We start from the raw sequence: 12,047 nt of genomic DNA, 5'->3' as shown, positions 1-12,047 counted from the left end.
GCTCCCTTAAAACGCACAACCACTGACTTCTGTATGACGGCCTCTATCCCTCAAGGTTTAATGATGGCGGTTTTTTTATTTTAAAACTTTTTCCTGCTGAATCTTTGTCAACAAAGTTTGTAACTGCTGTGTTTACCTGAATATGCCCCTGCAAAAAACAGAAGAGCCTTTCGAGTTATTTTTAATTGGAGATACCGGTGATATTTCCCGTTCAAAGCCAGATCCTGTTATTGAAACTCTTCGCTCTCATTTTAACCCTGATCAAGCGTCCGCCGTGATTTTTCTGGGAGATAATATTTACCCCCGGGGCTTACCTCCAAAAGGCAATATTTTACGGCACGACGCGGAACTGACTTTGAAACAGCATCATGAAGCCCTGAAAGATTATCATGGGAAAATTGTTTTTATTTCAGGAAACCACGACTGGAATAAAGGCAGGAAAGATGGTTATGAATACGTTTTACGCCAGGAGAAATATCTTCAGAAACTGTTTGAGGGCCGCAATATATTTTTGCCAAGCAACGGTTGTCCCGGTCCGGTTGAAATAAATATTTCAGACAAACTAACGCTGGTAGCTATTGATACACAATGGTGGATGCAAAAAGGTTTTCGCCCGATTGGCGATCAATGCGGCTGCCGTGTATCCTCGGAAGAAGAGTTTTTTGAGCATCTGATAAATATTCTGGAAGAAAATAAGAATAAACATTTGGTTGTAATTGGCCATCATCCGGTATATAGTTATGCTATTCACGGCGGCCGGTTTAAGCTGAAACATCATATTTTTCCTTTAACTCTTTATGATGAAAATGCCTGGATTCCGCTGCCGCTTATCGGATCTATTTTGCCGCTCTATCGAAAATTTTTAGGAGCAAGAGAGGATGTTTCCCATCCCCGATACAGGCGACTTCGTAAAAGGCTGAAAGAAATTTTTGCAGCTTACCCTAACCTGATTTATGCCGCAGGTCACGAGCACAACCTGCAGTACATTTGCAAGGAAAATAATCATTTTCTGGTAAGCGGCTCCGGTTCAAAAACAAAATATCTTATTCAATCAGGCAAACATCTTCGGTTCGGCATAAAATGTAAAGGGTTTTTTAAGGTACGGTTTGAAACGGACGGCTCCGTTTTCATTTCGGCCTGGGTAATTGATACCGCCCGGAAGAAAGCCAAAGGCAACCTGGTTTACGAACAACAGATCATTTAGCTTATCTTTTCTGAGGGCACTAAAACTTTTAAAGCCTTTTCTAAAATTTCAAGTCTGATTTCGCGGGTTTTTCCAATAATTTCTCCGTCTATCTGTAACGTGGTTTTTCTTGAACTTCTAATCAGGGCTTGCTTACATCCAAGCACTTCAACATACTCTGACGTTTGAAGAGTGCCGTTAAACATTTTCCATGCAATGGAAAGCAGTTTTACCCGAGGAAACGGTTTTACAATAACAAGTTCAAATTTTCCATCATTTATCCTTCCCGTAGGATTGATTACCGCACCTGTTCCGTATTTTGATGCATTTGCAAAAGTTAAAGAAACGGCTTTCCTGGAAACTTCGTTGTTATCATACTTAATATAAAATTTATATTGTTTGATAAGAAAAAGTTCATAGAACATGTGCTTGGCGTACGTGAGCAAACCTCTTCTGTTATCCTGTTCAAAACGTTTTACAATCCGTGCATTCAGTCCCACATCGGCCAAATGGATACAAATGTGGCCATTGATTTTAAGGAGATCAATTTCACGGGTAAATCCCTTGCTCAGAAGTTCTAAACATTGATCAATTCGGTTGGAAATTCCCAGTTCTCTGGCCATGCCGTTGGCAGAACCTAAAGGAACTATTAGAAGCGTTTTTCCAGTATTTAATAATAGTTTAGAAAGGAGGTTAACAGTTCCATCGCCGCCTGCACCGGCAATAATCTGAGGGTTATAAGACTTGATTTCCTTTTTAATGAAGGACGTGTCGTCTTTTCCCTGCATTTTATAAATGCGATACTCAAAACTCTGCTTTTTGGATTGATCTGAAATGGTTTTTTCGAGCGTTTCTTCTGGCCGGTTTCCGGATTTTGGATTGATAACAAAAAGTACTCTCATCTTTTTATTTTTAATATCCGGTACCAGTGCAGAAAGAAGAATTCTTTACCACAGCAGATTTATAATTGTTCTTTAACTTCCAGCAGGAATTGTTTTAACCGCTCTAACGAATCAATAACTTTTTGGTTTTCTTTAACCTCTGATTTATTTGATTTCAGGTATTCTTTGGCTCCCTGTAGTGTAAAGCCTTTGTCTTTTACCAGGTGAAAGATAATCTTCAGATTTTCAACATCCTCCGGCGAGAAAAGCCGGTTGCCTTTTTTATTTTTCTTAGGCTGTAAAATATCAAATTCCTTTTCATAAAAACGGATTTGCGAAGCATTGACATTAAACAGTTCAGTTACTTCACCCATCGTATAATAAAGCTTGTTGATATCTCTTTCTTTATAAGGCATATTGCAAATATAATTGACATTTCTGTTTTAGGAAAGATTAAGAGCGAAGATGAATTCGTAAATCACTTATTCTCCTTATAACTTTCATTCAAAAATTTAACTTTGCACAAATTTTATACAGATGACGACGAAAGAAATCAGGAAAGCGTTTTTAGATTTTTTTGCAGGAAAAGGACACCACATTGTTCCATCAGCACCTATTGTAGTTAAGAATGATCCAACGCTGATGTTTACCAATGCCGGGATGAACCAGTTTAAGGAACTTTTTCTGGGTGAAGCATCTGTGAAATTTAAACGTGTAGCTGATACCCAACGCTGTTTACGTGTTTCCGGCAAACACAACGATCTGGAAGAAGTAGGAATTGATACTTATCACCATACCATGTTTGAAATGCTGGGTAACTGGAGCTTTGGTGATTATTTTAAAAAAGAAGCAATAGAATGGAGTTGGGAATTACTTGCCGAGGTTTATAAAATTCCCAAAGACAGGTTATACGTTACCGTTTTTGAAGGAGATAGTAAAGAAAACCTTCCAAAAGACCAGGAAGCGTATGATTTCTGGAAACAGTATGTTCCCGAAGAAAGAATTATCCTTGGGAATAAAAAAGATAATTTCTGGGAAATGGGCGATACAGGTCCCTGCGGCCCTTGCTCTGAAATTCATGTAGATTGCCGTGCCGATGATGAGCGCAGACTGGTGGATGGTAAAACGCTGGTTAATGCCGATCATCCTCAGGTAATTGAAATCTGGAACAATGTATTCATGCAATTTAACCGTCTGAAAGACGGCTCTTTGCAGCAACTTCCGGCAAAACATGTCGATACCGGTATGGGATTGGAGCGATTGGTGCGGGTGTTACAGGGTAAATCTTCCAATTACGATACCGATGTTTTCCAGCCCTTAATTCAGCTTATTTCTAAAGCCTGTGGGATCACGTATGGCGCGGAAGAGAAAACAGATATCGCCATGCGTGTGATGGCGGATCACATACGGGCTATTGCGTTTGCAATTGCGGACGGACAGTTACCGTCAAATAATAAAGCGGGATATGTCATTCGGCGCATTTTACGGCGTGCCGTACGCTATGCCTACACTTTCTTAAATTTCAAAGAGCCTTTTTTAAATCAGCTGGTTCCTGTTTTAGCCGAGCAGTTTGAGGGAGTCTTTGATGAATTGAAATCACAGCAGGACTTTGTTCAAAAGGTGATTTTAGAGGAAGAGGTTTCTTTTCTGAGAACTCTTGCAACCGGTATTCAACGATTTGAAAAATACGCTTCCGATAAGTTCCAGGTGGCAGGTGATTTTGCATTTGAGCTATACGATACGTTTGGTTTTCCAATCGATCTGACGGAACTTATGGCTCGTGAAAAAGGCTTAAGTGTAGATATGGAAGGCTTTCGCAAAGCGTTGGAAGAACAAAAGAACCGCTCCCGGGCGGCAACAGCGGTTGATACCGGCGACTGGGTAATTCTTAAAAATTCTGACGAGACGGAATTCATCGGTTACGATGAGTTGGTTTCTGAGGCCCATATTCTGAAATACCGGAAAGTAAGTGCTAAGGGCAAAGAACAATACCAGCTTGTTTTAGACCGGACTCCTTTTTATGCAGAAAGTGGCGGACAAGTTGGAGATTCGGGCGTACTGAAGAGTGCTTCGCAGGAGATTGTTATTACGGATACAAAAAAAGAAAATGCGCTTATTGTGCATTTTACTGATATGTTACCGAACGAACCCGGTGCTGATTTTATTGCAGAAGTGGATCGGTCAAAACGCTTAAGCACCGAGAATCATCACTCTGCTACACATTTAATGCATGCTGCATTAAGAGAGGTTTTAGGAAATCATGTTCAGCAAAAAGGCTCTCTGGTTAATGCGGATTATCTTCGTTTTGACTTTTCACATTTTGCTAAGGTAACGAATGAGGAACTTGCACAGGTAGAAGCAATTGTAAACCGTAAAATACGGGAAAATATTTCTTTAAAAGAGGAACGTTTTGTGCCTTATCAGGAAGCAATAAACAGGGGAGTGACAGCACTTTTTGGCGAGAAATATGGTGATTTTGTACGTATTATAACCTTTGACGATAATTTCTCTAAAGAGCTTTGCGGGGGAACTCATGTAAAAGCTACCGGACAAATAGGATATTTTAAAATCATTTCAGAAAGTGCGGTAGCAGCAGGGGTGCGTCGTATAGAAGCAATAACAGGTGAAAAAGCTGAAGCATATTTTAACACGCAGGATAAGTTGGTTACTGAGTTAAAGCAGCTGTTAAAAAATCCAAAAGATCTCGCAAAGTCAGTTGAAAGTCTTCTGGAAGAGAATGCCCGTCTAAAAAAGGAGCTTGATCAGGTGATTGTAGAGAAGGCTGCTAATTTAAAGCAGGAGCTCGCTAAAAAATCAGAACAGATAAACGGGATCAATTTTATAGCAGAAAAAGTTCAACTACCAAGCATTGAAGCGGTTAAAACCTTAGCTTATTCTTTAAAAGATATTGTGCCTGATTTATTTTTAGTCCTGGCGGCCGAAACGGAGGGGAAACCAAGCCTCACCGTAATGATATCGGATAACCTGGTAAAAGCCAAAGGGCTTAATGCAGGTTCCATAATCAGGGAACTCGCTAAGGAGATTCAGGGCGGGGGAGGAGGTCAGCCTTTTTACGCCACAGCAGGCGGAAAAGATGCTGCCGGATTAACACGGGCACTTGAAAAGGCAAAGGAATATTTAAAATAAGGTATTTGCATATCCAGCTGGTGTAATTATATCGCCTCACCTATCGCTTGCTTGGGAAAGGTACTCGTGATGTACTAAAAGGTACTTTAGACATAGAAAAAGGTATATCGGAAGTAGAAAAAGGTACTTTAGATATAGAAAAAGATACCTCGCTGGTACAAAAAGGTATATCGGAAGTAGAAAAAGGTACCTCGCTGGTACAAAAAGGTATATCGGAAGTAGAAAAAGGTACCTCGCTGGTACAAAAAGGTATATCGGAAGTAGAAAAAGGTACCTCAGGGGTACTAAAAGGTATATCGAAAGTAGAAAAAGGTACTTCGAAAGCAGAAAAAGGTACATCACAGGTACAAAAAGGTATACCGGAAGTAGAAAAAGGTACATCAGGCATAGAAAAAGGTATGCCTAAGGTAGAAAAAGTGCTCGCAAGTGCTAAAAAGTATATCAGTTAAAAAAAGAAGCATGTAGTGAGCACAAAGCAAAGCCTTTGATTTCAAATCAACGGCCTGGCAGTTTCAAACGTGCCCTGTCTTTTCCTGTTACTGAGATTTGATAATCCTGAATTCTGTCCGCCGGTTATTTTGCCTTCCTTCTTCCGAAGAATTATCTGCGATGGGAGCAGCTTCTCCATATCCTTTATAAGTTAGTCTCGAAGGATTTATTTTATTGTTCACGAGGAAATTATAAACTGTCTTAGCCCTGTTTTCCGAAAGCAACTGGTTCGATTTATCATCTCCGACATTGTCTGTATGTCCGCCGATTTCTATCGTTATCCGAGGGTTCGCGTTTAAAAAGCCCAGTAATTGTTGAAGTTCTGTTTTTGATTCAGGTAATAAAGAAAATTTATTAGTGTCAAAAAAAATATTTCTCAGTACTACTTTCCCGCCTACTTCAATTTTATCAAGAGGAACTTTAATATGAAATGGTTTTGTACTAGTAGTGGAATTAGTTAAAGAGAAATTTTCAGAATAAAACAGATATCCTTCTTTGGCTACATTTAACGCGAATGTTTTTCCCAACGGCATTGTTGCTAAAAATTCTCCTGTTTCAAAATCGCTTGAATCGTCAAAGATTACCTTGTTGTTAGCCAGACTTATTATCTGAATTTTAGCATCAAGTACTTCCTGGGTAGATTTGTCAAAAACAATTCCTTTAACATAGGTAACAGGCTTAGGACGTAGCTTTTCCGGGAGTGGAAAGGAATAAATATCAAGTCCGCCGAAACCGCCTTCTTTATCAGAAGCAAAAAAAGCGGTGCTCCCGTTACTGCTGATAATTAGACTGCTCTCTTCTTTAAACGTATTTATAGGGTAACCAAGATTTTTGGGCTTCTGAAATTTTCCATTAGCATCTTTTCTGCTTAAAAACAAATCCTTGTTTCCCATACCCGGCCAGCCGTTTGATGAAAAGTATAAAGTTTGATCATCGGGATGTATAAACGGAGACTGCTCATCGTAAGGTGTATTTATCTCAGGGCCTAAATTTTGAGGAATTTGCCAGCCTCCGTCCGTTTGTAATTCTGTTTTCCAGAGGTCATATCCGCCTATTCCGCCGGGACGCGTACTTACAAAATACAAGGTACGTCCGTCCGCACTTAACGAGGGTTGTGATTCCCAGCCGGGAGTATTAACAGGTGCGCCTATGTTAAAAGGTTTGCTCCAGTCTTTCCCTTCCCGCCTGCAGACGTAAATATCACATCTTCCCATTCCATCGGGGCGATTACATCCCGTAAAAAACAAATACATGCCATCCGGGGAAATGCACTGTGCGCCTTCGTTATATGTATCTGTATTGATGTTCCTGCTTAAGTATCTCACATTCGTCCAGTTGTTGTTACTTCGGGTGCTTTTATAAAAATCTTCATTTCGGTTAGCCTGCCGGGTAAAAATGATGGTCTCTTCATCGGCTGTAACAACAGGCAGATATTCCTGTTCTTTAGAATTAATTTGCTGGCCCAGGTTAACTGGATTGAAATTAACCGGATTTTTTAGTGCGTTTAAGGAAAATTTGCAGTCTTCAATGTACTTAGTGGCATTTTTACGGCTGCTTTCTGAAATGGATGAATAGGATAAGTATTTAGTGAAATGCTTTAAACTGTTTTCATAATCACCTGTATTCAGTTCGCTTTCTGCCAATCCGAAATAAGTAAGCGGATGAAATTCAGGGTTAATCTGTAAAATTTGCAAATAATTTTTTTTCGCCTCCCCGTAGTTTTGAAGCTTTCTGTAAATATCCCCTAACTGCTGCCAGGCGGCGGAAAAGTTCGGATCAATACTTACGGCCTTTTTTAAATGTTCTATAGCCTGCTCATATAATTTATAGGAAATAGCCTGATTGGCCTGTTCGTAAATTTTCTGGGCCTGCTTGTTTGCCGATTGTGTGTTTTGTCCAAATAACAACCCGCCAGAAAAAAGCAAAACTAAAAGGAGCGTATATTTCATCACCTGCCTATTACGCAATTATAAGAATTTAGGTTATATTTTAATTCCTGGAAATCAGGGAATGTTCAGATACTTATGGGTTTGTAGTGAGATTTCCCACTTGGGGTTTTGCATTACGTATTCAATTATCAAAGGAGTAATAACCGAAGCTTTTGACCATTCTGGTTGCAGGTAAAGTTTACAACTCGGAGAAACCATCTGGGCATGTTCTTCAGCCCAGGCAAAATCACTTTTGTTAAATACAATTACTTTTAATTCTCCGGCTAAAGGTGCAATTTCGGGCCGTGGCGATTTGAATTTTTTAGGAGATAAACAGATCCAGTCCCATGAACCCGATAATGGGTAAGCGCCGGATGTTTCAATAAAGGTTTTAATTCCTCTTTTTTGTAATTGTCCGGTTAAATAATCCAGGTTATAAATTAAAGGTTCGCCTCCGGTAACAACTACCGCCTTTCCGGGGTATTTCGCCGCATTTTCAACGATCTGATCTGCAGAAGTAAGCGGATGAAGTTCTGCGTCCCAGCTTTCCTTTACATCGCACCAGTGGCATCCTACATCGCAGCCACCCAGGCGAATAAAATAAGCAGCTTTCCCCGAATGATATCCTTCGCCCTGAATGGTATAAAATTCTTCCATTAAAGGTAAAAGAGTTCCGTCTGCTGGTATTTGATGGGCCATTGTTCTATTTTCGGGTTGCAAATATACATCAAACAAGAATGAAAGAGATGCAATGGTACAGGATATTGCTTGGCGCTGACCTTCTTTCAATGCCATTTTTTATTACTTCTGTTCTTGCGGGAAGGAAGAAATTATGCCTTATCAAAGACATGGATAAATATTATGCTGTACAGAGATCGTGTCCGCATGCTGGCGCCGATTTAAGTGGAGGATGGTGTAAAGAAGGAAAACTTATTTGTCCATATCATCGTTATTCTTACAATTTAGAAACTGGTAAGGGAAGCGAAGGGCAGGGCGATTACATCGATACTTTTCCTGTTGAGGTAAGGGAAGATGGGATATACATAGGTTTGCCAGAAAGTAGAAACTTTTTTAAAAGGTTATTTTATGATTAACATCCAGGAAATTGATCATTTAACGGAAAAGTTTTATGAATGTATTTGCTTTAATCCGGAGCATTACCCCAAATTTGATCAGTTGCAGGAGCTGTTTTACGGCGCAGGAAAATTAATTAATACGAATTTCGATAAGCCCATAGATTTTACTGTTCAGAGTTATATACAGGCCATGATGCACCAGATAGAAGAGGGGAATGCAATTTTTTACTCTCAGCAGGAATTAGCCGATATAACAGAGATTTTTGGAAAAATGGCTCAGCGTATAAGTGTTTATGAGTATTCTTCCATAGTTGATGCACCGCTTCCGTGGAAAAGGGGGGTAAACTATATCCAGTATATTTTTACCAATGGAAAATGGCTTATAACTTCTATGATTTGGGGGGATGAGAAAGAGACCGTACAAATTCCACAAACGTATCTGTTATAGCGGCAATTTAATTTGAACTTATAGGTTCCGCTTCATCGGTATTAAAACAATTCTTTTAGAATATAATATCTGTACGGAGATATAGTAACTGATATAAGTGAACAAAGGGGCAAAAATCACATCAATTGTAAAATGTACATGCTGCACCAAAACCAGTATTCCCATTAAAACAGTTGCTATAATTCCTAAAATTTTCTCATTTCTGTTTCTGAGGCATAAAAAAATAAGAAACTGGGTGGCCGTATGCCCCGAGTAGAAAAGATCTTTGGTGACATAGCTTTTTCCGTAAAAAAAGTTACTGATTGGATCCGTTATCGCGATCAGGTCTGCAGGAGGATTACAGGGAATGAGAAGAATGGAAATAAAACGCGATATATTCAATATTATAAATCCGTAAAGAAACGTGATAAAAATAGTTGGATCCTGTACTGCCCTGATTATTGCTAAAACAGCCATAAACCAGGTTATGATAAAAATAGGAATGGAAACATCATGTGCAGGAAGATGTTGCAGTATCACATCGTTCTGGTGGAAACCATTTCTCTTTTGGATGTACTGGAAAAAGAAAGGGAATATAGGCATTAAAGAAACAAAAATGCTCATTCCCACTATTAATTTTTGCTTGAACAGAGGCTCCTGCCAGGCATTTTCCCACCTGTTAACTAAGCTGATATTCAGCTTATTCTCATCAAAGTTTCTTTTTTCCATGAAGGAAATTCAATTAGAATAATTTCGGGCACGAATATAGGACATTAATCACTCATTTTAATTAATCATTAATTAAATATAAAGGTTAAAAATTGTTAAAATATTAATACTTGGTTTTTATTAAGGTTTTTTTGATGAACTTATATTGCAGTTATATGTTTAAACATAAAATTTTAAAATTGCTAATACCTTTTGAAACGATATCCATAAGTTCTGCATGAGAAACAGCATACTTATTATGTGTTTGATTTTTGTTAACTGTACTGCTTTTTCTCAGCAAAAAGAAACAAGTGTACAGCTAAGCTGCTATGTAAACGAGGAATTATATCTGAATGCGGGAATCATTGGATTTACATCAGATAAAGCGGGTAACACTTCCTGTAAGGGCGAGTATATTAATTTTTTTAATGGAAGTAAATCTTCTTTCTTTTATGAAAAACCCGATTCTTTAATCCAGAATCCTTCTGCTGAAAATTGGGTAGAAATTAAGCCATCCCAGCAAGCTATTATTCCAGTGGCTGTATTGAGGACAGATTACGAATCAGGAGCTAAAGTTGCGGTGCCGCTTAAAGTAAGATACACCCTCTATCCTGGAAATAATAGTTTACGAAACAACGCACTGGAAAAAATGAATTTAAATTCAAAAAAGATTGAGGCCAGGGAGTTTCCAAAATCAGCTGATACCGCTGTATCTTTCTCCCGAAAAACAGCACCATCCCAAACTTGCTTTAGTGTTACAGACCCTGCTTATTATACATTCTATTACCTTCAGGTTGGTACCGTAATTTATTATACTGAGCCATTTTCCATCCCCGATTATAAAAATGAAGAAGAGGCAAAAGATGTTTTATCGAAGGCTTTAGCATGTTTCAAGAATAAACTTCAATTACAGGGTGAAGAAACTAAACTGAACAGCAACAAAATTGGGTTAGAGACGGGATTTCAGGCTTTGCGTAATACCAATTTACTTCCTTCGGAAATAGAAAGTCTTTACCCCTGGGTAGTTTCAAAAGCAGCAGCAAAAGCTGAATTAGAGAAATGGATATTATACGACCGTAATAAAGGCACGATATCTGCATTCACTAAAATTGATTTTTCCGGATAATACTTACATTAATTTTTATGGCTTCTTTATTTAATCCCATTACAATAAAGGGAATCCGTATTAAAAACAGGATTGCAGTTTCGCCCATGTGCCAGTATTCAAGTTTTGACGGTTTCTCTAACGACTGGCATCTGGTTCATTTAGGCAGCAGAGCGGTTGGCGGCGCCGGGCTCATAATTTCTGAAGCTACCGCTGTTTCTCCCGAAGGACGCATTTCTCCCGAGGATTTAGGAATCTGGAAAGATGAACATATTACAGGTTTAAAACGGATAACAGAATTTATTGAAAGCCAGCATGCAGTTGCAGGTATTCAATTAGCACATGCCGGAAGAAAGGCAAGTGTAGCAAGCCCGTGGAAAGGAGGGAAACCTGTTTCTGAAGATAACGAGGGCTGGAAAACCGTAGCTCCAAGTGCTATTCCGTTTAACGATGGTTCTCCTGTTCCAGCAGAACTTACGCAGCAAGAAATTGAAGAGTTAATTGCAGCGTTTGGTAAAGCTGCAAGACGTGCTGTGCGGGCGGGTTTTAAAGTTATAGAGATCCATGCTGCGCATGGCTATTTGCTGCACCAATTTCTTTCACCTTTAAGTAACAGAAGGAATGATGAATATGGGGGATCATTTGAAAACAGGATACGGTTGTTGCTACAAGTAACTGAAGAAATTAATAAAGAATGGCCTTCAGATTATCCTTTATTTGTCCGGGTTTCAACAACAGACTGGACAGAAGGAGGCTGGAATATAGAAGACTCGATAAAATTAAGTAAGGAACTTAAGAAATTGCAGGTTGACCTGATCGATTGTTCATCGGGAGGAAATGTTCCTCATGCTAAAATTCCCGTTGGCCCTTGCTACCAGGTGGGCTTTGCGGAAAGAATAAGAAAAGAGGCAGGAATATTGACCGCGGCAGTAGGGTTTATTACACAGGCAGAAGAGGCAGAATCAATTATTGAAACAGGACAGGCAGACATCATTTTATTAGCCCGGGAGTTTTTAAGAGATCCTTATTTTCCCTTACATGCCGCCAGAACCTTACATTACGATATAGATTGGCCGGTACAGTACGAGCGGGCAAGAAGATAG

Annotated in this window: 12 protein-coding genes; 7 read left to right on the top strand and 5 right to left on the bottom strand. The window is 39.2% G+C overall.

Annotated elements, in window-relative coordinates; all coding sequences use genetic code 11:
• Positions 1 to 142 precede the first annotated feature (142 nt).
• The gene (locus tag ACLCDL_RS15215) at positions 143 to 1,204 is read left to right on the top strand and encodes a metallophosphoesterase (RefSeq protein WP_423149259.1); all 1,062 of its coding nucleotides are present in this window, start codon (positions 143 to 145) and stop codon (positions 1,202 to 1,204) included.
• Here the strand turns inward: ACLCDL_RS15215 and ACLCDL_RS15210 are convergent.
• Positions 1,201 to 2,085 (bottom strand): diacylglycerol/lipid kinase family protein, encoded by an 885-nt coding sequence (locus tag ACLCDL_RS15210; RefSeq protein WP_423149258.1) that lies wholly within the window; start codon positions 2,083 to 2,085, stop codon positions 1,201 to 1,203. The genes ACLCDL_RS15215 and ACLCDL_RS15210 overlap by 4 nt on opposite strands.
• A gap of 59 nt (positions 2,086 to 2,144) precedes the next feature.
• On the bottom strand, positions 2,145 to 2,480 hold the full coding sequence (locus tag ACLCDL_RS15205) for a MerR family transcriptional regulator (protein WP_423149257.1): 336 nt from the start codon (positions 2,478 to 2,480) through the stop codon (positions 2,145 to 2,147).
• Positions 2,481 to 2,601: 121 nt separating this feature from the next.
• Between ACLCDL_RS15205 and alaS the strand changes: the two genes are divergently transcribed.
• Both alaS and ACLCDL_RS15195 read left to right on the top strand, forming a co-directional pair.
• Positions 2,602 to 5,211, top strand: a complete 2,610-nt coding sequence (gene alaS / locus ACLCDL_RS15200; RefSeq protein WP_423149256.1) for an alanine--tRNA ligase — start codon at positions 2,602 to 2,604, stop codon at positions 5,209 to 5,211.
• Positions 5,212 to 5,258: 47 nt separating this feature from the next.
• The gene (locus ACLCDL_RS15195; protein ID WP_423149255.1) at positions 5,259 to 5,660 is read left to right on the top strand and encodes a hypothetical protein; all 402 of its coding nucleotides are present in this window, start codon (positions 5,259 to 5,261) and stop codon (positions 5,658 to 5,660) included.
• 87 nt (positions 5,661 to 5,747) lie between these two features.
• On the opposite strand, the gene ACLCDL_RS15190 is transcribed toward ACLCDL_RS15195, so the two are convergent.
• Together ACLCDL_RS15190 and ACLCDL_RS15185 are read right to left on the bottom strand one after the other, a co-directional pair.
• The gene (locus tag ACLCDL_RS15190) at positions 5,748 to 7,649 is read right to left on the bottom strand and encodes an OmpA family protein (protein WP_423149254.1); all 1,902 of its coding nucleotides are present in this window, start codon (positions 7,647 to 7,649) and stop codon (positions 5,748 to 5,750) included.
• Between the two features lie 54 nt (positions 7,650 to 7,703).
• A complete protein-coding gene (locus tag ACLCDL_RS15185) occupies positions 7,704 to 8,327 on the bottom strand; it encodes a 7-carboxy-7-deazaguanine synthase QueE (protein ID WP_423149253.1) in 624 nt (207 codons plus the stop codon).
• A 38-nt stretch (positions 8,328 to 8,365) separates the two neighbouring features.
• Between ACLCDL_RS15185 and ACLCDL_RS15180 the strand changes: the two genes are divergently transcribed.
• Both ACLCDL_RS15180 and ACLCDL_RS15175 read left to right on the top strand, forming a co-directional pair.
• A complete protein-coding gene (locus ACLCDL_RS15180) occupies positions 8,366 to 8,722 on the top strand; it encodes a Rieske (2Fe-2S) protein (RefSeq protein WP_423149252.1) in 357 nt (118 codons plus the stop codon).
• Complete coding sequence (locus ACLCDL_RS15175) at positions 8,715 to 9,152, top strand: hypothetical protein (protein ID WP_423149251.1); 438 nt, start codon at positions 8,715 to 8,717, stop codon at positions 9,150 to 9,152. The genes ACLCDL_RS15180 and ACLCDL_RS15175 overlap by 8 nt, the downstream gene beginning before the upstream one ends.
• 18 nt (positions 9,153 to 9,170) lie before the next feature.
• On the opposite strand, the gene ACLCDL_RS15170 is transcribed toward ACLCDL_RS15175, so the two are convergent.
• Entirely contained in the window at positions 9,171 to 9,860 is a 690-nt protein-coding gene (locus ACLCDL_RS15170) for a hypothetical protein (RefSeq protein ID WP_423149250.1), read from the bottom strand.
• Between the two features lie 217 nt (positions 9,861 to 10,077).
• Between ACLCDL_RS15170 and ACLCDL_RS15165 the strand changes: the two genes are divergently transcribed.
• On the top strand, positions 10,078 to 10,965 hold the full coding sequence (locus ACLCDL_RS15165; protein WP_423149249.1) for a hypothetical protein: 888 nt from the start codon (positions 10,078 to 10,080) through the stop codon (positions 10,963 to 10,965).
• Between the two features lie 17 nt (positions 10,966 to 10,982).
• Positions 10,983 to 12,047 carry an NADPH dehydrogenase NamA gene (gene namA, locus ACLCDL_RS15160; RefSeq protein ID WP_423149248.1) on the top strand — a complete coding sequence of 355 codons (1,065 nt, stop codon included), beginning with the start codon at positions 10,983 to 10,985 and terminating at the stop codon, positions 12,045 to 12,047.

The sequence above is a fragment of the Rubrilithobacter danxiaensis genome (assembly GCF_047272945.1).
GTDB lineage: Bacteria > Bacteroidota > Bacteroidia > Sphingobacteriales > Sphingobacteriaceae > Rubrolithibacter > Rubrolithibacter danxiaensis.
The sequence above is the reverse complement of the archived record's forward strand: the minus strand, read 5'-3'. Positions and strand labels throughout refer to the sequence as shown.